This is a genomic window from Oleiphilus sp. HI0043 (assembly GCF_001634935.1).
The window spans coordinates 1-24,746 of sequence record NZ_LWEY01001367.1; the positions used below are offsets into that span (position 1 = coordinate 1).

At 44.2% G+C, this 24,746-nt stretch carries 21 protein-coding genes; 11 read left to right on the forward strand and 10 right to left on the reverse strand.

What is annotated here, in order from left to right; genetic code table 11:
- On the reverse strand, positions 1 to 429 hold a 429-nt coding region (locus tag A3729_RS18505), incomplete at its 3' end, for a hypothetical protein (RefSeq protein WP_156498011.1).
- 366 nt (positions 430 to 795) lie between these two features.
- Between A3729_RS18505 and A3729_RS18510 the strand changes: the two genes are divergently transcribed.
- Together A3729_RS18510 and A3729_RS18515 are read left to right on the forward strand one after the other, a co-directional pair.
- Positions 796 to 1,140 carry a molybdopterin-dependent oxidoreductase gene (locus A3729_RS18510; RefSeq protein ID WP_082865419.1) on the forward strand — a complete coding sequence of 115 codons (345 nt, stop codon included), beginning with the start codon at positions 796 to 798 and terminating at the stop codon, positions 1,138 to 1,140.
- The gene (locus A3729_RS18515; RefSeq protein ID WP_068513158.1) at positions 1,137 to 3,329 is read left to right on the forward strand and encodes an ATP-binding protein; all 2,193 of its coding nucleotides are present in this window, start codon (positions 1,137 to 1,139) and stop codon (positions 3,327 to 3,329) included. Before A3729_RS18510 ends, A3729_RS18515 begins: the two co-directional genes overlap by 4 nt.
- Positions 3,330 to 3,501: 172 nt before the next feature.
- Here the strand turns inward: A3729_RS18515 and A3729_RS18520 are convergent, their stop codons facing one another.
- Positions 3,502 to 5,781, reverse strand: coding sequence for an EAL domain-containing protein (locus A3729_RS18520; RefSeq protein ID WP_068513162.1), 2,280 nt, complete (start codon positions 5,779 to 5,781; stop codon positions 3,502 to 3,504).
- Between the two features lie 159 nt (positions 5,782 to 5,940).
- Between A3729_RS18520 and A3729_RS18525 the strand changes: the two genes are divergently transcribed.
- From A3729_RS18525 to A3729_RS18535, 3 genes are all read left to right on the forward strand, one after another.
- Positions 5,941 to 6,498 (forward strand): TlpA disulfide reductase family protein, encoded by a 558-nt coding sequence (locus tag A3729_RS18525; protein WP_082880508.1) that lies wholly within the window; start codon positions 5,941 to 5,943, stop codon positions 6,496 to 6,498.
- A 110-nt stretch (positions 6,499 to 6,608) separates the two neighbouring features.
- The gene (locus tag A3729_RS18530) at positions 6,609 to 7,007 is read left to right on the forward strand and encodes a nuclear transport factor 2 family protein (protein WP_068513165.1); all 399 of its coding nucleotides are present in this window, start codon (positions 6,609 to 6,611) and stop codon (positions 7,005 to 7,007) included.
- Between the two features lie 67 nt (positions 7,008 to 7,074).
- Positions 7,075 to 8,379 carry a TAXI family TRAP transporter solute-binding subunit gene (locus A3729_RS18535; RefSeq protein ID WP_068513170.1) on the forward strand — a complete coding sequence of 435 codons (1,305 nt, stop codon included), beginning with the start codon at positions 7,075 to 7,077 and terminating at the stop codon, positions 8,377 to 8,379.
- A 4-nt stretch (positions 8,380 to 8,383) separates the two neighbouring features.
- Here the strand turns inward: A3729_RS18535 and A3729_RS18540 are convergent, their stop codons facing one another.
- Genes A3729_RS18540 through A3729_RS18555 form a run of 4 tightly spaced genes read right to left on the reverse strand, consistent with a single transcriptional unit; the run spans position 8,384 to position 13,063 of the window.
- Positions 8,384 to 9,100 (reverse strand): DUF2894 domain-containing protein, encoded by a 717-nt coding sequence (locus tag A3729_RS18540; RefSeq protein WP_068513173.1) that lies wholly within the window; start codon positions 9,098 to 9,100, stop codon positions 8,384 to 8,386.
- Position 9,101: 1 nt separating this feature from the next.
- Entirely contained in the window at positions 9,102 to 9,788 is a 687-nt protein-coding gene (locus A3729_RS18545) for an OmpA family protein (protein ID WP_068513175.1), read from the reverse strand.
- A 14-nt stretch (positions 9,789 to 9,802) separates the two neighbouring features.
- Positions 9,803 to 12,175 carry a DUF802 domain-containing protein gene (locus A3729_RS18550; protein ID WP_068513178.1) on the reverse strand — a complete coding sequence of 791 codons (2,373 nt, stop codon included), beginning with the start codon at positions 12,173 to 12,175 and terminating at the stop codon, positions 9,803 to 9,805.
- A gap of 48 nt (positions 12,176 to 12,223) precedes the next feature.
- Positions 12,224 to 13,063, reverse strand: coding sequence for a DUF3348 family protein (locus A3729_RS18555; RefSeq protein ID WP_082880507.1), 840 nt, complete (start codon positions 13,061 to 13,063; stop codon positions 12,224 to 12,226).
- Positions 13,064 to 13,730: 667 nt separating this feature from the next.
- On the opposite strand from A3729_RS18555, the gene A3729_RS18560 reads away from it, so the two are divergent.
- The 3 genes from A3729_RS18560 to A3729_RS31010 all read left to right on the forward strand — a co-directional run bounded on the left by A3729_RS18560 (position 13,731) and on the right by A3729_RS31010 (position 15,515).
- The gene (locus A3729_RS18560) at positions 13,731 to 14,201 is read left to right on the forward strand and encodes a GFA family protein (RefSeq protein WP_068507378.1); all 471 of its coding nucleotides are present in this window, start codon (positions 13,731 to 13,733) and stop codon (positions 14,199 to 14,201) included.
- 101 nt (positions 14,202 to 14,302) lie between these two features.
- On the forward strand, positions 14,303 to 15,025 hold the full coding sequence (locus tag A3729_RS18565; RefSeq protein ID WP_082880458.1) for a transporter substrate-binding domain-containing protein: 723 nt from the start codon (positions 14,303 to 14,305) through the stop codon (positions 15,023 to 15,025).
- Positions 15,026 to 15,203: 178 nt separating this feature from the next.
- Entirely contained in the window at positions 15,204 to 15,515 is a 312-nt protein-coding gene (locus A3729_RS31010; protein WP_197469993.1) for a phospholipase A, read from the forward strand.
- Here the strand turns inward: A3729_RS31010 and A3729_RS18575 are convergent.
- Positions 15,512 to 15,967 carry a DUF2489 domain-containing protein gene (locus A3729_RS18575; RefSeq protein WP_068507385.1) on the reverse strand — a complete coding sequence of 152 codons (456 nt, stop codon included), beginning with the start codon at positions 15,965 to 15,967 and terminating at the stop codon, positions 15,512 to 15,514. The two genes, A3729_RS31010 and A3729_RS18575, sit on opposite strands and share 4 nt — an antisense overlap.
- Positions 15,968 to 16,162: 195 nt before the next feature.
- Between A3729_RS18575 and A3729_RS18580 the strand changes: the two genes are divergently transcribed.
- Both A3729_RS18580 and A3729_RS18585 read left to right on the forward strand, forming a co-directional pair.
- Entirely contained in the window at positions 16,163 to 16,582 is a 420-nt protein-coding gene (locus A3729_RS18580) for a CBS domain-containing protein (protein ID WP_068507387.1), read from the forward strand.
- Between the two features lie 288 nt (positions 16,583 to 16,870).
- A complete protein-coding gene (locus tag A3729_RS18585) occupies positions 16,871 to 18,316 on the forward strand; it encodes a wax ester/triacylglycerol synthase family O-acyltransferase (protein ID WP_068507389.1) in 1,446 nt (481 codons plus the stop codon).
- A gap of 15 nt (positions 18,317 to 18,331) precedes the next feature.
- Here the strand turns inward: A3729_RS18585 and A3729_RS18590 are convergent, their stop codons facing one another.
- The 3 genes from A3729_RS18590 to A3729_RS18600 all read right to left on the reverse strand — a co-directional run bounded on the left by A3729_RS18590 (position 18,332) and on the right by A3729_RS18600 (position 23,163).
- Entirely contained in the window at positions 18,332 to 18,697 is a 366-nt protein-coding gene (locus A3729_RS18590; protein ID WP_068507391.1) for a sirohydrochlorin chelatase, read from the reverse strand.
- Between the two features lie 95 nt (positions 18,698 to 18,792).
- On the reverse strand, positions 18,793 to 19,701 hold the full coding sequence (locus A3729_RS18595) for a response regulator (protein WP_369820144.1): 909 nt from the start codon (positions 19,699 to 19,701) through the stop codon (positions 18,793 to 18,795).
- 3 nt (positions 19,702 to 19,704) lie between these two features.
- Positions 19,705 to 23,163, reverse strand: a complete 3,459-nt coding sequence (locus A3729_RS18600; RefSeq protein WP_068634172.1) for an ATP-binding protein — start codon at positions 23,161 to 23,163, stop codon at positions 19,705 to 19,707.
- Positions 23,164 to 23,636: 473 nt separating this feature from the next.
- On the opposite strand from A3729_RS18600, the gene A3729_RS18605 reads away from it, so the two are divergent.
- A partial coding sequence (locus A3729_RS18605; protein ID WP_231877466.1) for a DUF6160 family protein occupies positions 23,637 to 24,746 on the forward strand: 1,110 nt, incomplete at its 3' end.

Below are 24,746 nucleotides of genomic sequence, written 5' to 3' on the forward strand. Positions count from 1 at the left end.
AGCACTTCTCGCACCAACTAACATAGCCGCCATTGCATAAGGTAAAACCCATAAGACGCTTGCAGGTCCCTCTAAAGACCTATTCATAAAATCTACATAGCAGACCAGAATTAAGCTAAGAGCGAGAAAGAATAAGGCCGCCCCTCGTAAGTGTTGCTTTTTCCACATAATCAACAAAGAAACGGGCTGCAGTGCGATCAGGAACATGGTTAGAACTCGCTCCCAAGGCAAGCTCTGTTCTACCATTAAAGTGAATGTCATACCAACAATTGAAAAGAAGCTCAGTATTAACACGAAAATAATGAGTGTTCTGGCTTGGAGAGCTTGCGATGAATCGGCGCGCACAGCTTCAGGAATGCAGGCATCAACAAAACGGTCAAACTTCCCCACAGGCGAGGTGGGTTGACTAACTTTACCCTCCTGGTTCATAGCCTCTTCCGAGGAATCCTGTTTATGTAGGGAATACTTCGCGTTCAATGCTGACGACTCTAAATGAAATGTGTTCACTAAAGGATAAGCGACAAATCATGTATTCGCCATATTTACAGAGAGAGTCAATAGGCAAAGCATTAGCTTCGATCTTTGCTATGCTTATACAAGTAAGAATCGCCTTGCCTTTAAACAAAGAGCGGAAGACAGATCCTATGAAAAATCTACTATGCACACTCTTATTGCTACCTTGTTTTCTTCATGCCGAAAGCCTACTTCCCCCACCTTCAGGTGAGGTTATTCTCGAAGTCATTGGTGACTTAAAGCTTAGCAACACTTGATGGCGAAGCTCACTTTGACCGAGGGATGATTGAGGCACTACAAACGTCAAGCATTGTCACCGCCAATCATGTACTTTCCAAACCAACAAACTACAAAGGTCCAGTTCTAGGAGACCTACTTAATCAACTTGGCGCTAGAGGGGACAGTGTTTTTGTTACTGCGCTTGATGATTACACAGCCGAGTTAAAACGCAGCGAAATAGAAAAGTATGACGTACTACTAGCAACCCATGAAAATGGAAAAATGATGACCATCGATGACAGAGGACCGTTTTTTATTGTCTTCCCCTTTGATAAATATAAAGAGTTGAGAAGAGACCTCTATTACAACATGTCCGTCTGGCAAATAAAATCTATCGAAGTTGAATGAGCAAACAACACAAAACTCTATCAAGTCGAATAGCAACCCCGAAAACTTTAGTTGCCATCTTCGTTCTTCTCGCGCTGATTATTTTGGCGGGCGTAAGTTTTTCTATCAATTCAATTAAAGACATTAACAACGATGCAGTTGAACCTTATCTGGCGATAATTAATAACAATCTCGGGGTTAACCCCAAATTGCTAAAAATCATCTCCCTCATTCAGGACTACCAGGCCGAAACAAGTTCAAAAAACATTAAGAACCTGAAAAAAGGTTTTCGCATTATGCGCGGCAGTATACTCAACGACCTTGATAGCGAAAAAACAAAAACTTTACACCAAGAATTTGGCGACCTCGATAAACTCAGCAAAATCACCTCGACACTTAAAGGTTTTGGGGAGCCGATTGCACAACTCCATGAAGAGAATCATGCAACCAACCTTAAACTAGTCAAGTCGCTACGTAAAAAGCTCGGCCGTTTATATAACAAATGGAACGTTTATAGCCGTAAAGTGATTCAGGAAGTCGAGCATGCGCAAGCGAAAACATGGACAAGCTGGAGCCATCAACTCAAGTTGCAACTCTACTTTTTACTGGTCATCGCCATCACGAGTGTTATCGCCATCGCGCTAATGTATCAATTATATATCAGCCAAATACGCACTGGGCAGGCACTTGAGCGTCGAACGCAGGAACTTGATGAGGCCAAGACGATGGCTGAGCAAAGCACTAGAGCAAAATCGCGTTTTCTCGCCAATATGTCACATGAAATAAGAACACCACTAAACGGCATCATCGGTTTGAGCAAACTGACTTATAACCGTATTCAGGACAGCGAAGTCAAAAGTTACCTTGAGAATGTTGTCTTATCTGGCAGCTCATTACTTCAAATAATCAATGACGTCTTGGATTTCAGTAAGATAGAAGCCAACAAAATCACATTGGATCAGGCAGACTTTGTCCTTGAAGACATTATCAGACCTCTAGCCACATCGATGAATTTTGCAGCGAAAGCGAAGAATATTTCCTTCATCTTATTAACGCCGCCAAATCTGGCTATTCCACTTTGTGGCGACGCTACCAAAATCACGCAAATCATTACCAATTTATGCTCGAACGCAATCAAGTTCACTGAAACCGGCGGGGTCACCTTAAAAATTGATCTCACCGAGAATTACACGCAACCTTACTTAAAGATTCAAGTAAAAGACACAGGGATAGGGCTAAGTGAAGAACAACAAAAACTAATATTCAGAGAGTTTGTTCAGGCAGATGACTCGACTACCCGTAAATTTGGTGGAACAGGCTTGGGCCTGAGTATTTCACGTAGTTTCATTGAGTTAATGCTCGGAACTATTCGAGTTGATAGCTCTTTAGACAAAGGCTCGTGTTTTGATGTATCGATACCGCTTCGAAAGAGCAAAGATGAATCACAAGATGTTTTATCATTTACACACTTATCAGAAGAGGAAAAAAACCAGCTCAGCAATCTTAAGCTGAAAGTTGTTAGCCCTTGCACCTTCGAAACTGAAATAATATCAGCAGATCTCAGAAGTTCAGGCCTTAATATTAATGCTGAGCCAAGCAGTCATTTATTATTTTCATGTAACCAGGATATACCCGATTTAAGCACTCGCGTTAACGCGTTATTAGGAAAATACTCCTTGCCCACCATACTTCTTCTAAGTAGCGACCTAATCCCCCAGTTCGATGATCTGCCTAGCTCGGTTCACTTAATTGAAGCTCCCTACACTAGTGAAAAAGTACTCAATCACTTTCTAGATAAGCAAACGTCAATAGCCTCAGATGAAGAAACGCCTATAACACAAGGTTTAAAAGGCAAAAAAATATTAGTGGCAGAAGACAATAAAATTAACCAGCTAGTAGTAAACGAGACACTCCTCTTACTCGGCGCAGAAATCACGTTTGCCAACAATGGCCTAGAATGTATTCAATGCTTACGAGAAAGTCAGTACGACCTGATACTGATGGATATTCAGATGCCAGAAATGGATGGCTTAGAAGCTACACAAATTATTATCACAGACTCGCTTGCTCCGGACACCCCTATCGTTGCATTGACAGCGAATGTCTTTAAAGAAGATATTGACACTTATATTGCTGCAGGAATGAAGGCCCACCTGCCCAAACCCTTCGAGCCTGAAGCCTTATGCCAACTTATTGAAGAGCTCAGCTAAAATCAGCTCTAAGTATCATCAAATAACCGCGCTATGAACACTTTATTAAATTGCATACCCTTACTCCCAAAACCCTATCGCGGGTTAATGTTCGCTAATAGTACTAAACAGAGCTAAATCCTATGAGTGTACTTATACACTCATAGCCAAGGTAACGAGCAATAGCTAAGATCTACTCTCTTAAGAATGAAACCAGTTCATTTTTCGGCATAGGTTTAGCAAAATAGTAGCCCTGGAATACATCGCAGCCATTGGCTGCCAAAATATCAGCCTGTTCTTTAGTTTCTACACCTTCAGCGACGACGGGAATAGATAAACTCTTGCTTAAGTTGATAATACTTTTTGCCAGTAGCCAATCCTGCTCGTCAATCAAAATATCATTAACGAAGCTTCGATCGATTTTCAGTTCATTGATAGGTAATTTACTCAGTACACTTAGAGAAGAGTAGCCTGTACCAAAGTCATCCAAAGAAGTATACACGCCCAATAACGAGACCTGATTCAATACATCCTTTGCTTTGTCCAAATCTTCAATAAACAGGCTTTCTGTCACCTCAATCATCAAAGTAAGCGCTTCTCCGTCATACCTTTCAACAAGCTGTTTAATCATAGGGACAAAGTCTTCATTAAGCAGTTGCCTCACCGAAACGTTAACCGATACTCTCAGTTTAAACGGCGCGTGCTGACTCTGTTTACAAGCGTCAAGACATTCGTCCAAAGCCGTTTTTAGTACGAACTCACCCAGTTCATGAATCACGCCCGCTGCTTCTGCTACCGAAATAAACTGATCGGGCGGAACAAAACCCAAAACATCACTCTGCCAGCGAACCAAAGCTTCGACACCTAATACCTTCTGGGATTGTGAGTCGACCTGAGGCTGATAGACGACACACATTTCACCCTTTTCTAACGCATTAAGAAGTTCTTTCTCAATATCAGCAGCACGCTTGGTTTTCTCTTCCATTCCCACGGAATAAAAACAGATATCGCTCTGTTTTTGCTTCGCTTCGTACATGGCCATGTCTGCCTTTCGCTGCAGCTCATCCAGAACCTTGCCATCAAAGGGACTGATTGCAACCCCGATTGAAGCCTTGATGGAAAACTCTAAATGCTCCAACGAAACTGGGTTTCGTAGCACCTCCAGGTAAGCCTTACACAACTTGTTTAACTCACCTTTATCACGCATACCCGTCAAGATAATAAACTCATCGCCTCCTTGTCTGATACACATACAATCTTGGAAGTGTTCAGTAGTTCTGCTCGCCACTTCACAAAGAATCTGGTCACCAACAGAGTGACCATGTAAGTCATTACTCGACTTAAAGTTATTCAGGTCAATATAGAGTAGAGAGAAGCCCTGAGCATACTTATTTGCCCAGGATTCGAAGTTCTGTGTCAGAAAGCGCCGGTTAGGTAACTTGGTTAGCGGGTCATGTTCAATCTGGTGATGTAGTGACTGCTCCGTCTGTAAGTGGAGACGAATATTCAAACGGAAAATAATAAATAAGCCGATATTAAACAGAATAAAGGCACTAAGGACCCAAGACAGGGTGTACCAAAATTTATCATAGAGCAAGTCAAGTCTAGTGCTAACAATGGTAAAATGCTCAAACACAGGGTCATAGCTAATCGATGCAAAATTTAGCTCACCTCGTTTATTAGGCACAATCGCTGAAACAAGCTTGTCGCCTGCCCGAAGGGCTTTTATTCCCACACCTGCTTGAACCTTGAATAAGTTATCCAAATATTCAACGAATTTACTCTCTACCGCCGAGCCATACCAATCCTGATATTCATTTTCATCAATATACGAGACATATTGACGATAGTAATCGCCACGAACGACTGTCAAAGCAAGGTGTTTTGGTAGATTTTCTCTAGACCATAAACCATGAGAAGCGCCTAGTTTAAAGCCTGCTACCACAACAGCTGCAACCTGTCCTTCGCTATCTAATACCCGAAGCCGGATAGGTATGACCCACGAATTCAATGCTTGGAAGTAATAGGTCCTTCCCATCACTAATTTCGATGATTCCAGGGTCTTGCGAAAGGTGTCTTTGGTTTCCGCTTTTGTCAACAAATTAGGAACCTGGCTTGGCATATGTTTGAAGGTAGAGACTATCAACTGACCGTTTACATCAACCAAGCCTAAACCTATCAACTCGGTATTCACTCGTAAAACCTGGTTCATACTTTTCTGAACCTGGGCTATTTCTCCCTCGCCAACAAGCTCCACAAAGCGTTCACCAAGTACTTTCAATAAATTTGAGTTTTTTTGAAGCAAGGATTCCATAGAATGAGAGACGAGGTTATTTGCATAACTTTGCTCAATACCTGCGTGATCCTTAATTTCCTGCCATTCAGCATATAAAAAAGATGCGGTTACGACGATAGAAAAGAATACGACAAATAGATAAGTTCGCCATAAGGCCTGGTTTTTATATTTTTTCATTCATTTAATATAGTACATTATTGAAAATACGTCATGCGACGCGTCATCAAGTACTCTCTAATCATTACATTCAATGGTTATAGTTAGCAAGGCAGGGAACTTTCTAGGCGCGCGGCGTTCAAATAAATGAATTCTTTTTATCAGTAGAGCTTTACATTTATGCCCACGCGCTCCAATAAGCCCGACCGTTTTCTTGGTTTATCTATTGCTTACTTCATCCTAATTTTTATAGGCTTAAACTCCTTTACCGAGCAGGTCTCTGCAGACTTAAAAGACGCAAAATATAACAAAGCCCCCCTCTTCTCTTTACCTGATATACATGAGAAGAGCACCGTCAATCTGAGTGACTATAAAGGCAAAGTGGTACTGGTAGATTTTTGGGCCTCATGGTGTGGTCCATGCCGTCAGTCGATGCCCGAATATAATCAACTTCGCAAGCGCCTGCACAGTAAACAAAACGGTAAAGACTTTGAAATTCTTGCTGTCAATGTTGACGTCACCACTGAAGAAGCGATGCGTTTTCTTGAACAGTACCCAGTGGATTTTCCGGTACTGGAAGAACGAAGTGGGAAATCCCAACAGGCTTACGAGCTACTCACCATGCCTACATCATTTTTGATAGATCGAGAAGGTTATATTCGCATTGCTCATCAGGGGTTTAACACGGGGTTTATTCGTTACCTCGAGAAAGAAGTCAACATGCTGCTTCAGGAGTAAACATTTAGTCTTTACCGTTTTCCGTTATTAGATTCGCATTAGTCCCATTTTCTTTGATACATTAGCGCTTCAGAACACCTTTTTGACTATCAATAATTACGGTAAAGATCATGGCTCCTAAAGTTATTCAGAACTGGCATACTGTTGTGAAAACACGAGATATCAATGCTCTAGACAATTTATTGGCTGATAACGCCACGATGTTTTCTCCGGTAGTTCATACTCCGCAAAGAGGCAAAGCCATTACAAAACTATACCTAATGGGCGCAATGCAAACGATTGCGAATGAACACTTCAAATATATTCAAGAAGTTTACAACGACCATTTTGCCGTGCTCGAATTCGAAACCCTTATTGACGGCAAAACCGTCAATGGTGTCGACATGATCACCTGGAACGAAGATGATCAAATAACTGAATTCAAAGTCATGCTGCGCCCTCTTCAGGGCATCAATGCCGTTCACAAGGCAATGGGTGAAGCGCTCGCAAAATTTCAACAAGGACAATAAACTCGTCATCACGGGGAAGCTCGCTGTGCAGTTTTCCTAATGACAAGCCAAATAGAGATTTATTGATATGAAAAGATCCTTGAAACTCCCAAGTCTTTCAAATGTATTAAGCTATGTGGTGGCTACATTAGCGATCATCGCGACGCTCTATGGCCTAGTGCTTGGCCTGCGCCTGGTTCCACCAGACCAGCTACGAATAGCAGCGGGAGTAGAAGGTAGTGCCTATTATCAAATAGCGCAACAATACCGAGAAATTTTAGCTGAGGATGGTCTTCAATTAGAGATAGTCGAAACCGCTGGTTCACGCGAAAATAGTAAACTGATTGATGCCACGAATAGCACGGTAGACATCGCCCTGATCCAAGGCGGCATTAAATCAAGCAACCCCAATATCAACGCATTGGCAGCCGTCTTTCCAGAGCCGCTCTTAGCCTTCGCCAGAGTTGAAGCCCAAGTCAACGGCAACCCGTTTTCATGGACAGGGAAACGCGTTGCACTGGGTGCACAAGGTAGCGGTACTCGAGCTGTAGTTGAGCAATTAGCAGAGATTAGCGCTGCGCCAGCCCTCAGTAATAATACAGCTCCCGAAGCATTCTTGGGCGGCAAAGCCGCTTCCGAAGCCCTACTCTCGGGCAATCTCGACCTGGCATTTTTTGTTGCGCCACTTAGCGCACCTTATCTTCAAGCCTTATATGATAATCCGGCGATCCAGTTATTGCCGCTTGATCATGGCCAAGCACTCGCAAGCCAGCTTCATGAAGCTCACTATATCAATTTATTGAGTGGCTCACTTCGATATCACCCGGCCTACCCCGAAGCTGCCGTGCCACTCATTACACTCGTGACAAAGCTAGTTGCACATGATGACCTACACCCCGCTTTAGTCAATCGTTTGGTCAGAGCAGCCAAGATAGTACATGCTAAACGTGTCTCACTCGTCATGTCTGAGCCTTTCCCGAACACAAGTTTATTAGATATGTCTGCAGATGTTTATGCCGTAAAACTACTAAGAGATGGCTTTAATCCGCTAGAGAAAACCCTGCCCTACTGGATAGTCGCTCAGATCAATCGTTTTGCGATCTTACTTTTACCAATAATTTTCCTACTACTACCCTTATTCAAAATACTTCCTGCACTACTGGCTTGGAGAATGCAGTCTCGCGTTTATCGCTACTACGACCGCCTACACGAAATTGATCTACGTTTGGCTGAGAAAGGTACAAAGCCAATAAATGAGGAAGAGAGGCAAGTACTGGCTAATGAGCTTATTGATATAGAAGTCGGATTACGCTGCGAATCACTGCCTCTTAAATACCGGGAAAGTGCCTATACTGCTGTACAACACGTGCACTTGGTTCGAAGCAGGCTTTAAGGTTTTACTTTGCAGAGGCTTTGCTTGCACGAGACTTGTGAGTCGATAGCTCTGTAGTTTGCTCTAACCACAAAAGCGTGTCGTAGTAAGGAACCAAGCGATTAACATAAGCCGGAGAAATATCCTTCATGGCACCAATCGTACGAACCAAAAGGCGCTGAGGATTGAGAGGCCCTGCATTTTCCGGGTCTTCCTTGATCACTTGCCGAACCATATTTTCGGTGATCACCTTGCCCAATTGCTCACGATAAAACTGTAGCGACTTTAGCTCTTTAGCGCGCTCTTGAAAGTCTTTCGCAGCATTGATCTTTATTTTCTTTTCACTACCTTGCGTAGCAGAAGGCTTGTCCTCAAGTCCTTCGTCAAAGCCCTCGTCAAACAACAGGGCATCCAAACCCAATGAGCTCTGATCTATTGCGCTTACATCAAAACTATTAATACGTTCTATCAAGCCTTTAAAAACTGAGTCTGATCTGCCGTCCTGCTCCTGGGGCGCCTCAGTTTTTTCAGCGTCCTCATGCTGCTTAACCAACAATGCTTGTAAGTCTGTCAGGCCTGATTCAATTCGTGGAAGCAAGCTTTCCTGAATATTGTCAGAACGCTGATCTGCTCTAGCCAGCAATGAAGAAAGGCGCTGAAAATGAAATGCAGCCACACCGCTCTGACAAGTATTTTCGAGCCGCGCCAAAGCTTCCTTTAGCTGGTCAAAGGTGGAATTCATCTTAATCTGTCACCAGAGCCGAGCCAAGTGGGGCTGTATCTTCTTCAGCACCTAGAGGCTTAGTCACTTGTCGCCCTTTGGGAACGGGTGCCATTTCTACACGCCGATTCTTCGAGCGACCATCACGGTCTACATTGGAAGCAACAGGTTGCTGATCTCCAAAGGCAGCAGCAAACACCCTTTCTTTGGGCATCCCCTCTTCTATCAAAGCTCGCGTCACGGTTAGAGCCCTCTGAGCAGAAAGCTCCCAGTTATCCTGATATCGATTGTTGCCTTTTTGAATGGGAAGATCATCTGTGAAACCACTCACCATCAGCAACTCGTCACGCTCTCCCAGGTAAACTTCAAGAGGAGCCACCAGAGTGCTTAAGAGCTCACGCCCTTCAGACTGTAACTGGTCTGAGTTCAGCGAAAACAAGACACTGCCGCTGATGCCAATTTTGCCATCACGCAATGTTACTCGCCCGGAAGAGAGAGGGTCTGCCAAAGCTTCTTCCAATGCCATTCTTCGCTGTTCTTCAGCCCTGCGCTTTTCAACTTCTTCGGCAAGCGACTTTGACAATTCTAACTGATAGCCCAATACCCAGATCAGCAACAGCACAAAAACGCCGACTAGCCCGGACATTAAATCGCCAAAAATCGCCCAAATAGGAGGGCTTTCAGCATTACTCTCATCTAACTCATGCATACCAACACCCCAGCTTAAGCAGACTCAGTGGATGACTGTTCATAAGCCTGTTTCATTGACAGTTCACGCAATTCTTCAAACAAAGCTTTCTGGGACAAAACACTATGATCAATTACTTCTCTAGCCTGGGAAACGTAATAACCAAGCTGCTCATTGCTGCGTTCACTCGACTGCTCCAGAGCTGATTCGATGCGCTGTAAACTCTCACCAAGCAGTTCATTCGATTCACTAAACTGCTGGCAGGCCTTACCAAAAGCATCACCCAAACTGGCAATATCGGTAGTGCTTGCCGCAGCTTCGACCACGATGTCTGAGAGTTTGTTAACTTCAGCATCGATATGCTGGTCAAAACGAGAGCTGATGTTGTCTAGCATGCTACTAGAGGTTTCGACTAATGAAGCAATCGCTTCTCTTTGCTGGCTGGATGACTCGGATAAGGAGCCTGACAAGCCATCAAGCTCAGCCATAATTCGCTGACGCTCTTCTAACAAGTGGTTGTCACGCTCCATGTTGTTACTGATTTCTTCACGTAACTTGGAGATTACCTCCGCAGCAACCTTTGGTGTTTCAGACGCGGTTTCAATCAGCTCTGTCATGGGTTTCTCAATCGTTTCTGACAATTGGGCAACTTGCTGCGATAAGCTTTGTTGTAGCTTATTCATCGTCTCGGCAGCAGCGTTTGCACGACCTGCCTCTTCATCTCGCAAGCTGCTCAATTCTTCACGCACACTCGCCGCTAAGCCATTCATTCGACTATCCAGTTCGTGCAACCAACGTGACTCATCTTCACGACGTGCGATCAGTAAGTTATTGGATTCAGCGAAAAGACCCGCTAGTTCAGCCAATAGCTTCTCTGACTTCTGCTTGGTTTGCTCATCCATTAGCTGCTGGCTGTCACTTAGCTTCTCAACCAGCTCAGCTTGCTGAGCCAACATTTTGTCAGCACGGTTCTGCCAATCAAGACTGATCCCCTCAGACATAGCCCCCAAACGATCTGTCATTTCCGTAAATTTATCAGCAACCTGACAACTTGTTTCAAGCTGAGCTTGTGTAAGCTGATTTAGCTTGTCAGCAACGTCTTGAGAGGCGCTGTGTAAAGAAGCAGAACTCTGCGTCTGCGTATCAATCATCGCCTGTTGCCAAACTGTCTGTCGAGCTTTTTCACTTTCGAGATTTTGGCTATCTCGCTGCGCCAAATTCTGGTTCAAGCTTTCTAACATTGTCTGCGTTTTAGCGTCAAAGAGCTCACTGTATTCACTCAAGGTTTGCTTAATCTGCTCGGCACTTTGTTGGTTTCTCAGCGCTTGCTCTTCTAGCGCTTTACGCCAGACACTTCCCACCTCGTCTGCCGTTTTCGAGAAGCGGCCATTCAGAAAATCCAAGTGTTCAGTAGCTTTCGTAGAAAACTGCTGATGACTTTTCGAAGTCTGATCACTGACCTTCTCCACCAACCGACTCATACTTTTTTCAAACACAGGGCGCATACTTTCACCTGCCAAACGACCACTATCGGCAAGCCCTGCCTGAACGGTACTGACACTGCTGGAAATGGCTTCTGATACCGTCTCGGCCAAGTGTTGGTAACTCTGTTTCACCTCAGTATGAAAGCTATCTTGCTTCTGGTTTAGCTGCTCACCCAGGTTTGAGCCCATTTTCTCCAAATTCAACGCCATGGTTTGAAGCTGATCTGCCACTTGAGGTAAGGCAAGCGCCTGTGCTTGTAGGGCTTTATAAGTTTCTTGGCGGTTATGAACCAGAGAGAAGCCTTTAAACTCATGCGCGATACAGGCATCGAGCTCACGTGTCGCAATCACTCGTTCACGACGACTCAATGTCGACATCAAGCCCAACATAGCTGAAGCTGCCACACCGGCAACGGACGTACCGAAAGCCAAGCCCAAACCATTGATCGGCGCGGCCAAACCTGTGCGAATTGCCTCTAATTCTGTGGTTCCTTGTAGTGCCGTGACAGCACCCTGCAAGGTATCAACCATTCCGACAAAAGTACCTAACAAGCCGAGCATTACCAGTAAGCCGACTAAGTAGGGCGTCACGACAGGCGCGGGTAGACCAATGCGCTCACCTTCTATTCTAAGCTGAACAGCATTACGCAGCGAGGCGTGAAGCGACAGTAGCCATTTGTCAAACTGGTTTTCGTTATCCGACTCGGCTTGTACGGCAAATTTTGGAATATCTTTTAGCGCGACTGACAGTGTTTGTGTCGCCTTCTGAAATCGTAAGAGCTCAAGGGTGCCAATACTAAACACCACACCAATAACGACAGTAATCAGCAAGGCCAAGGTATCACTACCCAAGAATACCCAGCTCATACCGATGATAGCCAATGCGCCTAATAAAAATGCCAGCCCAAAAAGAAGCTTATTCATAAGCAACTAGTAACCTCTAATTTCATAATTGTGTCCATAGCGATGCACTCAGTTTGCCGATTGCACCGTTTCATTTAATGCTTCTATCAAGCCCAGCACGAGCTGCAAGCGCGCTTCCAGCTCTGCCATCAGCAAGCGCTTTAAAGCTGCTAGAAAGGCCTTAATATTCTCATCCAAGGCACACGTTTCAAACAGGTCGGCATTTTTACCGGCAGGCCTTTCAAAGCTCTCGCGAAAGTAAGTGGCGAGTAGCGTCGGTACGCATAAAAACTGTTTACGAGCAGCGACGCTTAACGCTTCGTCGAGAGCTTTATCGAGCACCACTAACTTCGCAAGCTCTGGTGAATGCTTCTCTAACACCTCACTAATATAAACTCTCAAGCCCTGCACTTTAGCCGACATATCAGACTGCTGAGCACGATAAAACTTACTGAAGGGTTCAGCAGCTTTGGCTAGCAACTTGTCATCGACTTGCCCTTCTCGCATAGCGCTAATAAACGCTTCATCCCATTCAGGCAGCTTTATTCTGCCGACACTTTTATCTGGGTCAAAGCCTGACTCAATAGATTGGCTAATGGCTTTTCTTACCCTGACAAAGGCCTGCTGGCTTTTTTCTAAAGCTTCCTGACCAGCCAATTCGTCCGAATCGTTCGACAGTAAACCGGCGTCGACTCGACGATCAATCATTCTGATCATGCCTTGCGCATCACTTAATTTTACCGAGCCCGAGAAGTCTATTTTTTGCGATAAGCGCTCGCTAAAATTTTCTGGATGAGTCTGTGGCTCGACTTGCAGCATCTCTGATAGAGAACGCACCAAACGCGAACTACCGGGCATAAATCGGGATGAATTCTGGCTCATAGCTGAAGGAAGGATCACGCTGCGCATCTGCGCTATTCAAAGCAAGGAAAGTTTCTTACTGTGCATCTAATATTTATATTCAAGAGGCGGCCATTATCGCCATTCTGGGGGATTATTCAAGATTTGATCACCACATATTGTGGTTCCCGGTGGAAATAAAAAAGGGGGAATGCTTTTTCGCATTCCCCCTTTTCACTCCTATTTATACTTCTTTAGCTAATATCAGTTTGCAAAATACATTTGCTCAAAGTAAGCCTCTAAGGCTTCATAACAAACGGCTTCTTCTTTTGCAGTTAATTCAAACAGTGTGTTACCAGCTGATTTCTTCATTCGGTATTCTCCGTTTAATCATCGTAATAACTTAAAAGTATTTGCTTCGTTGCAAGGCCTGAGCAGAAAACAAGGAGTCGAATCCGGTATATAATTGATTACTAAGGCTCGCTCTTTGAAATCGTTTCATTACGTACTTCCTTGTACAGTTATTACTAAAGCATTAGCCGTGCCAAGACAACAAATTAGTTTCATCCAATTGATTTTATTAACAATTTAAATTAAATGACATAATAATAACTCTCAACATCAGTAAGCTCATGCACCATAGCTTTGCGTATAAGTACTAACACGCACTATTATTGGGTTATAGTCCGAGATAGCGTTGCCCTTAACAATAACAAAAGCTAACAGGCTAAATTTTATGACATCACAGAGCTTCCATCAGTCCGCTAGCTGTTCATGCACCACATCGAAAATCACCGTCAGAGCCCAACCTTTTTCTCGCTTTAAATGCCATTGCACTATTTGCCAAGAGATCTATAACAAGCCTTATGCAGAATTTGTCGTAGTCAATGCAAAAAATGTTGAGCTAAACAAATCTGATCAACTATTGTTTGCAAAATATCGTCGTCCTCCTGCTCTAACTAGAGGTATATGCCAAAACTGCCAATCTCCATTAGTTGGCTTTTTGAGGCTTGCGCCTTTTTTAAAACTGGCCTTTATTCCCATTGACCGTTTTGAAGACCCTGGCGCACTACCAGCAGCTCAAGGGCATATTTTTTATCACAGCAGAAGTGAAGAAATAGACGACAATTTACCGAAGTTTAGCGGATACTGGAAAAGCGAACTGGCGGTGAGCCAATCTGTACTTAAGGGATTAATACAACATTAGGTTAACTGAGCACTCTAGTAATTCTTATGCTTTAATATAAGACACTAGTTCTATCGTTATAAAGGCTTATTTCGAGCATACTCAAATATTATCTTATATTATTGCTTTGCATTTTTAGTAGTCTAGTTCACGCAAAATCACCAGACGCACAAACTATAGCGATAGCAGCGCCTCATATCACTAGCCTAATTGAGGAAGACCAGTCTGGCATCTATCAAGGCATTCTGAACGAAGCTATTTCAGATATGCCTTTCAAAATCATTCAATCATATACGCCTTATAAACGAGCCCTGGTATCATTTGAGCAAGGCCATACAGACTGCATTTATTCTTTCACGCAAGTGATGCAAGAAAAGCTAGGAAATGAGAATATCATTGCAAGCTTTCCACTAGGTGCCTTCGCTTATTATATGTTTAGCCCTCTCGACCAAAGCCCTTTAACTAGCTCCAGTCAACTTAAAGGACTTAATGTGGGTGCCGTACATGTGCACGAGAACTATTATAAACATAGACTTAGCGAAAAAATAAAACTAGACAAAGTATACAAAGACGCCCAGAACTTGAAAAAGCTCAAAGTAAAGCGTATTGATGTCATGATCGCAGCGCTTCCGGACTTGCAACCTTTCGTAGATCAATTGAGTTACTCTGCCAAGCACCCTCTTGTAGAAAGCTATGACCGTATTACGTGTCATAACAAAGCGCTCACACAAAGCTTCCTTGATGAGCTTTCACCAAGACTCAAAAGAATGAAGGACTCAGGCCGCTATAAAGAAATTTCCGGCGAGTTATTTTTTGACTTCGATAGTGAGTATAAACAACAATAGCCGGCTACCGTACAGATCGAAACAATACATGAAGCGACAATGGCTATTGCACGACTCAAGTATTTTACCTTATTAGGTTTTTTACTATTTTTCAGTAAGTTAGCAGCAGCGGAAGAGTCTATTGATTGTTTCTTAAATACAGCGGCGAGTATGCCCGCTGAAACAACGCTGGCCGAAGTTGCTCACTCATGCACACAACAAAAAGACAAACCACTTATTCCGAGGCGATGATAACCCGGATATCGACGACTACCTAGGTCACTATGAAATTACCGGTGTGATGGACTGGGGGCGCTATAAACTCAGCAGCTCGGTGAGATACAACTTCGACACAGGTTATGGGTCTGCGGAAACCGGATTCAGTTTTCCGATGTGGGGGCGATTAAGAGGTTTCATACAATTTTTTGAAGGCTATGGAGAAAGCCTAATTGACTATGACCACCGGGTACAACGAATAGGCCTGGGCATATTGCTCACCGACCTACTCTAGAATGAATGCTCCAGGAGCGCTTTAGACGCAGAGAGTATCGCATGCTGGTTGTCTTCTTCCAGTTTGAAGCGTTCCTGATCCAGCTTAAAAATCACTCGTTTGTCAGTTTGCTTACGCGCCTCATGAGTTGGCATGTGCTCTAGCGCATCATACATTTTGATAAACACTGAAAACCGCTCATCTTCATGCAGGTTGGGGGCTAAATGGTCAAGTAGCACTTTAATTCTAATGCATCCTTCCGACAGCTCAACCTGCTCGTCTAACATGCATTGTGCGATAACCTTAATGCTGTTGAGGGCCTTATCTTTCTTTTCAGCCACCTCCTCCAGATAAGCTTTTTTCGCGTCCTCTATTCTTTGAATTTTGTTCCATGTTTTGAAGCTAAAACGGAATAAGAAAATAGAAACAAGACTACCGACAACAATTGCAAGCCAGATAAAGTTCTCAGACATATAACAAATCAACTCGAAAGATAGAAAGCGCGAAATTATAGCAGCTTCAGCAAATAGTGTATTTATTTTAAAGTGATTACTAGTTCCTTATAGGAATGCACTCAAATTGACACCGGTCATCACACTAGTAGAAACCTCGTAGTATGCTCACTTCAACAAACTCATTTATACATTACAAATTTTATTGGAGGCAAGATGGAATCTCCCAAGGTTTACGTTCGCGATTACATGCACCCAGCGACATACTCATTTAAACTTGATACTAGCGTTGAAGAAGTCGTTAAAACACTTACCAAAAGCCATATCGTAGGAGCGCCAGTGTTAGATACTGACGGCAAACTGGTAGGTTTTATCACTGAGCAAAACTGCATCAAGCAGATGCTCAACAATACCTACTATTGTGATAGCCACGAAGTAGCAGCTGACATTATGCGAGAGAATCCTCTATCCGTATCCCCTGATGAAGATATTCTTAAGCTAGCAGAAAGCATGCTAAGGAAAGGGCCCAAGATCTACCCAGTAATAGAAAATGATAAAGTGATCGGCATTATTAGACGTGCTGATGTACTAAAAGCACTTAGCCTGGCCAAAAAAGATATGTGTGCAGTGAAGTAGTATTATGCTTCTCTAGCAGGCTAAAGTTGTTCTAACTTCATTTAGCCTGCTCTATCTTCAGGTTCTTAAAACTCCATTCGCGATATGCCCCCATTCCCCCTCCCTGCCGAATAAAAGGTTCACGACAACTCCATTTCAAAATTTGCTATACCAAAAGTAAATTTCTTGTCTGCGAACATAAATAGTTCCGATATCTTCATAGACCTAGGCAATAAAGTTTAATGGTCTAATATAGTAAGTGTGTTAAGATTCCGCTTTGTATTCATTACTCCCAAAAGGCCTGGCAAAATGACTCAGAATAACAAGATAAACATACTTGATGCCTCTTGGTTGGCATTGGATACCGAAGAGACGCCAATGCATGTTGGCAATCTGCAAATTTTATCTCTCCCCAAAGATGCTCCTGCTAATTTTTTACGCGACGATGTTCATCGCATGAAATCGGCTGGAGATATTGTTTCCCCCTGGAACAAAAAGCTCGCGAAGCCTAGCTTACTGGGCCGCTTACTCGCACCGTCTTGGGTTATCGATAAGAACATAGACCTAGATTATCACGTACGTCATTCGGCTCTACCCAAACCAGGCGGTGAACGAGAGTTGGGTATACTTGTATCGAGATTACACTCCAACCGTATGGACTTTAAACGCCCTCTATGGGAGTGCCATGTCATCGAAGGTCTGGAAAATAATCGCTTTGCCATCTACACCAAAATGCACCACTCCTTAATTGATGGCATAAGCGGTGTACGTTTATTGCAACGCACACTAAGCGAGTCTCCAGACGATATCGATACAAGACCGCCTTGGTCTATTGGTACGCCAAAGAAAATTAAAAGCGGCGAACACATTGCGACTTGGCAAGGCGCGCTTGATCAAGCTATCGACGCAATCAAAGAACAAGCCTCGAACACCCCGCAGTTAGTGGGTGCGTTGGCAAAACTGGTCAGTTCATCCGTTCAGGATAGAGTTAAACTTTCTGCTCCGTTTACTGGTCCTAATTCAACCATTAACACCCGGGTGCAAGCCGCTCGCCGCTTTGCTACACAGCAATATTCTTTAGACAGAATTAAGAAACTGGCAGCAGAGGCGGATGCCTCGTTAAACGATATTGTGCTTTATTTATGTGGCACCTCGTTGAGGCAGTTCCTATTAGAAAAAGGACAATTACCTGAGCAACCTTTAACAGCAGGTATTCCGGTTAATATTCGCCCTGCGGATGACACAGGCACAGGTACGGCCATTAGTTTTATGATCGCTAGCTTAGCAACCAATGAAGCGGACCCGCTTCGCCGCTTAGCAACCATTAAAGAGTCGACCCAGATTGCGAAGGAGCACTTACAAAGCTTGCCTAGAGCATCGCTGACACAGTACACGATGCTGATGATGGCACCCTACTCTTTACAGCTTCTCACAGGCCTGGGCGGAAGAATGCGTCCAGCCTTTAACATTACAATATCTAATGTCCCTGGACCGAAAAAGGCTCTCTACTACAATGGCTGTAAACTTGAGGCGATGTACCCAGTATCATTAATCGCCCATGGCGGCGCATTGAATATTACTTGTTTAAGCTATGATGGTTCACTGAATTTTGGCTATACCGGTTGTCGTGACACCTTGCCAAGCATGCAGAACCTGGCAGTATTTTCAGGAGAAGCGCTCGAGGAGCTTGAAGGCTTACTTACAAAAAAAGCCAAGACAAGAAAGACGAAAACTAAAAAAGCCACGACTCGCTAATTATAACGAGGCTCATCAGGATACGCTTAGCGTATCCTGAATCAAACTGACCATCGCAGGCATACCTCCCAGATGAGTCTTAATGTTTATCTTAACATCAGGGTACTGCTCCCTAGCCTTAGCAACTTCGGCCGGAACGTCTTCTATAACATGCCTACCGGCTGACAAGAAGTAAGGCAAGACATCTACTTCAGATGCTCCCTGCTCTATACACTGGATAATTGAGTCGGGTATTAATGGCTCAGCCAGCTCCAAAAAGCCAGTATTGACGATCGCATATTGAGCGCCGACCTTATTCTGAACGCTACGGGAAAGCTCCCGTACTTCATCATTGGAGGACGCTCGTCGTGAGCCGTGTGCAACAATTACTAATGCTTTCATAATGTCCTACTATATTAACCATTTTTTCATTGGGCTCAGTATACTACTCTGCCTACGAGTACTCTATGAGAACAACACCTCAGTCTTTTCCATAATTAACCCTGTGTCAAGACCCTTAAGGCGACCCCTGCCGCTGCCGTTCTATTCTCGACACCAAGTTTAGGAAAGATCATTTCCAAATGTTTATTCACCGTTCGAGGGCTCATCGATAGAATTTCGGCTGCTTCGCGGTTAGTTTTCCCATTCGCTATCCAAAACAAAACTTCCGCCTCTCGCTCAGTTAAATCGAGATTTGCTTTTAATAAAGCAGCTTCTGTTGGCTTGTTCCCGTCAATCAGTTTAATTAGCTGGTCGCCATTGGAATGTTTGCCTACCCTCTTCAGAGATAAAGGATATTCTAGTGCTTCTAAGTTTAGACTATCCCCGTCCTGCGGAGACCCAGCCAACCATTGAGAAAGCATTTTTGTAAACGCCTCAGAACCATCTGTCGGAGAGATATTAGCTTTGGCAAACAAAGCATAGGTTTGCGGGGTGGCCCAGCGAACAATGCCTTTTTCGTCAGCCGTGAAGAGATGCTGCCCAGTGCTATCCAAGGCACTTTGCGCACTCTTGGTTAAACGCGCATTGCTCAAATGCACCTTCATACGCGCTAGCAATTCTGTCGGGTTGATGGGTTTAACCAGGTAATCAACACCACCCACTTCCAAGCCTCGAACAATATCATCAGTATCAGATAAACCCGTCATGAAAATAACGGGAATATCTGCGAGGTCTGCATTTTGCTTTAGCTGGCGACAGGTCTCAAAGCCATCCATTACGGGCATGACTGCATCGAGCAGTATTACATCGGGCCGAATGCGCTTAGCGATCGTTAGGGCTTGCTTGCCTTCCAGAGCAACCAGCACGTCCATTCCTTCCGCTTCCAAGGCATCGTTAATCATGCTCAGAGCATCGGGGGAGTCATCAACAACCAACACAGTATCGGTCTGGCTTAAAGGCGTCATCATTTAATCTCTTAAGGCTTGCGCAAGTTGGTCGAACTGGAAACTGTCACTCATAGCAAACAGGCTCTGCATAAATGGCTCCGGTAGTAACTTAGCTGATTCTACCTGAGCTAAAGTTTGCACGACACCCTTTCGGTAGCCCATTTCGGCGTAGGCTTTTAGCTCACGAATTAAGGGGTCGTTGGGAATAACGAAGGCGTCACTAGTTTGTGCTTCTTCAGGGTTACCATCGCGCTCTTTAGACAAGACTTTAACCGAGTCGAAATCTTCACTTTCATTTTGCGATATCCAGTGCAAGCCCAGGTGCTCAGCTAGCTTATCTAACAGAGCCGCATTGTTAATCGGTTTAATCAAATAATCAGAATAGCTGGCCGTGGCAATGTAGTCGCTCGATGGCATTTGTGCATTGGCAGAGAGCATTAAAATCGGAACACTAATTCCCTCACTACGTAAATCATCAGCCAATTCGTAACCTGTTTTGCCAGGCATCGAGACATCGAGAACAAATAGATCTGGCTTGGCCGTATCTAATAGCGCCATACAAGATGGTGCATCAAAAGCCTCTAAGGTAGTAAAGCCCAGTGGAATGAGTAAGTCTGACAAGAAGCCCCTTAGAACCGGGTCATCATCTACCAAACAGATAGTTCGCTGATAACCTTCGTAGCCAACTATCTTGGCCTTAACGGCTTCTTCTACCTGCTGAGTATTGTTCACCCAGGGCAGCATTAAGCTCACCTTAAAACAACTGCCCTTCCCAAGTTCTGAGTCGACCTGTAACTCTCCACCCATTACTTCAGTTAAGAGCTTCACGATAGTCAAACCAAGACCTGTCCCCTGCACATTCGGTGTATGTGTATTACGCACCCTTTCAAAAGGTTCGAATATACGTGCAAGGTAGGAAGCCTCTATCCCTGGCCCGGTATCTTTGATAATGAATTCTGCCACCTGAGAACGGTACTTCACCGTAAAGTCGATTGAACCTTCTTGTGTATACTTCACAGCATTAGACAAAACATTGATCAAAACCTGGCGCAAGCGCTTTTCATCTGCCATCACCATTTTCGGCAATCGCCCTTCTATATTGAAGTTAAGCTCAATCCCTTTGTTCTTAGCCTGCATTTGAAACATACTGGCAAGCTGATCGAGCAATTCAGGTAACTGAACCTTGTTCCGAAACAAGTCCAAGCGCCCAGCCTCAATCTTTGATATATCAAGCAGGCCTTCAATCAAATCTGCCAGATGCAAGCCACTGCGATGAATGATATTCAAGCCTCGAGACTGTGCATCATCAAGGTCCTGCTTGTCAGTCAGTAATTGCGCATAGCCGAGTATCGATTGAAGCGGGGTTCTCAGCTCGTGACTGATCCCAGATAGATAGCGACTCTTGGCGTCATTCGCTTGCTCTGCATGCTCTTTGGCTTGTTGCAATTCCAGATCGGTTTTCTCATGAGCTTGGATTTCTCGCATCAGCTTACGTGTTTGCCGATTGGACTCAATTTGGGCTACCACCCGGCTCTCGTGCGCCAAGAGAAACAGCCAGGAAATCACACCCGTAACGATCAAGAAAATAAAGAACAGTGTGATCAGACTTTGCTTTAGCACCTCCTGATCGGCAATCGCAGAAGGCATCATATGCTCATAAACCAAGGCCAGCATCGCGGCGTTGATCATATTCGTAATAATAAGCAGCCCAGCAAAACGCCCTAGCCTTGAATTCGTAGAACGCACTAACTTGCCTGGCATAAAGCGCCTTAAGAAATTCACCACCTGACGAGAAAGCCTAGCATGAGGTTTGCAGCTATCTAGACAACGCACATCGAGGGAACAACAGAGCGAACATATAGGCTGAGCATAAACGCCACAATAACTCATGTCCTCCACTTCAAAGTCATTGTCACAGACGCCGCAGGTAAGCGTCGGTCCAATAGACGGGTATGGTGACGGTGCAGCACCCGACGAAGCTCTGGTTTTCGCTTCCTCTATAATGGGAATAAGCTCTGGGGACTGTCGCGCTAAGTAATACTTTCCTTTGGTAATATAAGCGATCAGTGGCACAAAGATGAAACAGGCTAACAAAGAAATAAAGTGGCTAAGATTCTTACTTGTCTCGCCAAACACCCCAAGATATGCAGCTAAACCAAGAATACAGGCAGCCACCATTGAAACAGTACCAACCGGGTTAACATCATAGAGGTGACCTCGCTTAAACTCGATATAAGAGGGGCTGAGCCCAAGTGGTTTGTTAATCAATAAGTCTGCAGTAAGCGAGCCTAGCCAACTCACTGCGACAATAGCGAAAACCCCCAAAATTGCTTCGAGTGCCTCATGCACACCTAACTCCATCAGAATCAAAGCAATTGTCACATTGAAGACCAACCAAACAACCCGCCCAGGGTGGCTGTGAGTTGCCCGCGAGAAGAAGTTAGACCAAGCTATCGACCCGGCATAAGCGTTCGTTACGTTGATCTTCATCTGGCAGATAATCACCATAACCGCAGCTAAAATAAGCGACATTGACGGTGAGTTAGTCAGGTAATTAAATACACGTTCGTACATATAAGTCGGGTCGCTGGCGACCACATAAGTAGCCCCTTCTGTAATCGCAATATAAGCGATAAAGGAGCCAAAGAGCATTTTCAGCAAACCGATAAAGATCCAGCCTGGCCCTGATAAGACCAACCAAAACCACCACTTTTTCTTATTCTGTTCAGTCTTAGGAGGAAGAAAGCGTAGATAGTCTACCTGCTCACCAATCTGAGCAACCAAGGCAAAAAATACTGAAGCAGCGGCGCCGAACAATAGCCAATTGAATTCACCTGCATTACTAAGGCCCTTTGGCTGATAGTCTGTCCAAGCAGGCAAAGTATCATATTCGACAATGATCACGGTAGCGATTGCCGCGATTTGTAATAGTAACCACAGAGTTTGCGTCCCGACTTGAAAACGCGAAATAGTGGTAATCCCCCGGATCACAATAGGGATAACCGCCACAGCGCAAATGAAATACCCGATCGATAGCGGAATACCCAGCAAGGCATGTAAAGCCGATGCGAGAATAGCGGCTTCAATCGCAAAGAAGATAAAAGTAAACGAAGCATAAATAAGTGACGTGACTGTGGAGCCTAAGTAGCCAAACCCGGCACCTCGCGTCAAAAGATCAATGTCTAAACCGTGTTTAGCTGAGTAGTAAGCAATTGGAAAACCGGTAATAAAGAAAACCGCTGCAACGACTAACATCGCTGCAATGGTATTCACAAAGCCATAGTTAATCGTTACCGCTGCAGCAATGCTTTCAAGTGCCAAAAAAGCAGTCGCCCCTAAAGCGGTTTTGCCGACACGGCTAATACCCATACGCCGAGCTTTACGAGCGGTGAATCGTAAGGCGTAATCTTCTAGGGTTTGGTCAGCCACCCACTGGTTATAGTGGCGACGAACTTTAAGAATCTTCTGTTTGGCAGGCATAAGCTCTATAGCAAAAGTTTTATGTACTTATAAATGAGTATTTAGCTAGACAGGGTAATGCTTTTTTAGGGCGAAAACGAGCTTTAAACGTGTTAGGTCACGATATAACTAATGCCTAAAAGTCAGCACCCAAGCTGGCCTATTAGAATAAATTGTCTGACTTGGGCCTAACCATTCTAAGCAAGACTTGGTCAGAAAAGTGCCAATTTAAGACACTGGCACTTGCTTAAACTTTGGCTGAATACTGCTGTTATTAAGCAGCTACCTGATATCTCAAACTGGTGATAAGAAGGCAAAATTCAATATGACCCCTATTATAGCAAACGCGCTGTGATTGAATTCACGACAAAGTCAAAATCAAAAGCATATACTAGTGAAAATTGATATCTGGTAAATATTCATGAATATACAACTAACACGTTTTCAGTTGGGCAGAACCTAAAGTATGCGAACCCAAAACTTAGGTAACTAATATGAAAGGCCTGAAGAAAATAGCATTAGCATCCGCAATCGCAGCAGTAGCAGCGGGCGCACAAGCAGAATTAAAAGCTCTTGATGATTCAACAATGGGTGAATTAACTGGTCAAGCTGGTTTAACTATCGATTTAGAAACTAAAGTATCTATCGGTCAGTTCATGTATAAAGATGCTGGTAGCCTATTCATCAACGGTATCACTATTGGCGGTAACGCAAACACTGGTGACGCTAACCTAGCAAACGACACTGACATGCTTGACAATATCCGTATGAACATCGATATTGCTGGTTCTGCTGCTACTGGCGAAAACATCTTAGATCGTGGTTTGTCTGATTTTTACGGCGCAGAAGGTCTAGCAGCATTGGCTCTAGCATACGGTGCTGTAGATGATGGCCGTCTAGCTGGTTTGGCTGGCGGTATCGAAGCTAACGCTGGTGGCGCATCTTTGAAGCAGCTAGAATCTAACAATGTACAGGCTGCTCCTGGTGTATCTGTTGTTCAAGCAGTTGCTGGTGCACTTGGCGGAACATTCGTTAAGGGTCGTGTTGGTATCGAAGACGGTGACTTGTTGATTCACGAAATCGCAACTGACCCACTAGCTGCGCTTATCGATGCTGATGCTCTTATCGCTGGCGGCGCTACTGCACTTGCTGGTTTCTCAACTCAAGAAGTTATCGACGGTGCTATCACTGCAGTTGATTTCAAGTATACAATCGATGCTATCGGTATTGCTGATTCTTCTTATGGCGCTGGTGAAGGCACATATGATTCAGCTACAAACATCCTTACACATCCTACAGCACAAACTACTACTTTGATCAGTGACTTAAGCATTGCTGGTTACTTGGGTCACAAAGATATCCATATCGAAAACAATGGTAATGGTTTCGGCGCTACTGACACTGATGGTAATGGTCGTATCTCTGCTGCTGAAGCTTCTGATGCTGTGACTGGTTCTACTGGTTACGGTGATGCGAACTCAAAAATCCACATGGATAGCTACTTCAACATCACTGATTTAGATGTTTACATCGATATCGCTGGTGTTCAGATCAACGATCTGAAAATCCACAACCATCGTGGTGACACTTCTGGTCTAGACGGA

Coding starts and splice junctions, on each gene's coding strand:
- A3729_RS18510 (WP_082865419.1), top strand. CDS start 796: ATGATTGAGGCACTACAAACGTCAAGCATTGTCACCGCCAATCATGTA.
- A3729_RS18515 (WP_068513158.1), top strand. CDS start 1,137: ATGAGCAAACAACACAAAACTCTATCAAGTCGAATAGCAACCCCGAAA.
- A3729_RS18520 (WP_068513162.1), bottom strand. CDS start 5,781: ATGAAAAAATATAAAAACCAGGCCTTATGGCGAACTTATCTATTTGTC.
- A3729_RS18525 (WP_082880508.1), top strand. CDS start 5,941: ATGCCCACGCGCTCCAATAAGCCCGACCGTTTTCTTGGTTTATCTATT.
- A3729_RS18530 (WP_068513165.1), top strand. CDS start 6,609: ATGGCTCCTAAAGTTATTCAGAACTGGCATACTGTTGTGAAAACACGA.
- A3729_RS18535 (WP_068513170.1), top strand. CDS start 7,075: ATGAAAAGATCCTTGAAACTCCCAAGTCTTTCAAATGTATTAAGCTAT.
- A3729_RS18540 (WP_068513173.1), bottom strand. CDS start 9,100: ATGAATTCCACCTTTGACCAGCTAAAGGAAGCTTTGGCGCGGCTCGAA.
- A3729_RS18545 (WP_068513175.1), bottom strand. CDS start 9,788: ATGCATGAGTTAGATGAGAGTAATGCTGAAAGCCCTCCTATTTGGGCG.
- A3729_RS18550 (WP_068513178.1), bottom strand. CDS start 12,175: ATGAATAAGCTTCTTTTTGGGCTGGCATTTTTATTAGGCGCATTGGCT.
- A3729_RS18555 (WP_082880507.1), bottom strand. CDS start 13,063: ATGCGCAGCGTGATCCTTCCTTCAGCTATGAGCCAGAATTCATCCCGA.
- A3729_RS18560 (WP_068507378.1), top strand. CDS start 13,731: ATGACATCACAGAGCTTCCATCAGTCCGCTAGCTGTTCATGCACCACA.
- A3729_RS18575 (WP_068507385.1), bottom strand. CDS start 15,967: ATGTCTGAGAACTTTATCTGGCTTGCAATTGTTGTCGGTAGTCTTGTT.
- A3729_RS18580 (WP_068507387.1), top strand. CDS start 16,163: ATGGAATCTCCCAAGGTTTACGTTCGCGATTACATGCACCCAGCGACA.
- A3729_RS18585 (WP_068507389.1), top strand. CDS start 16,871: ATGACTCAGAATAACAAGATAAACATACTTGATGCCTCTTGGTTGGCA.
- A3729_RS18590 (WP_068507391.1), bottom strand. CDS start 18,697: ATGAAAGCATTAGTAATTGTTGCACACGGCTCACGACGAGCGTCCTCC.
- A3729_RS18595 (WP_369820144.1), bottom strand. CDS start 19,701: ATGACGCCTTTAAGCCAGACCGATACTGTGTTGGTTGTTGATGACTCC.
- A3729_RS18600 (WP_068634172.1), bottom strand. CDS start 23,163: ATGCCTGCCAAACAGAAGATTCTTAAAGTTCGTCGCCACTATAACCAG.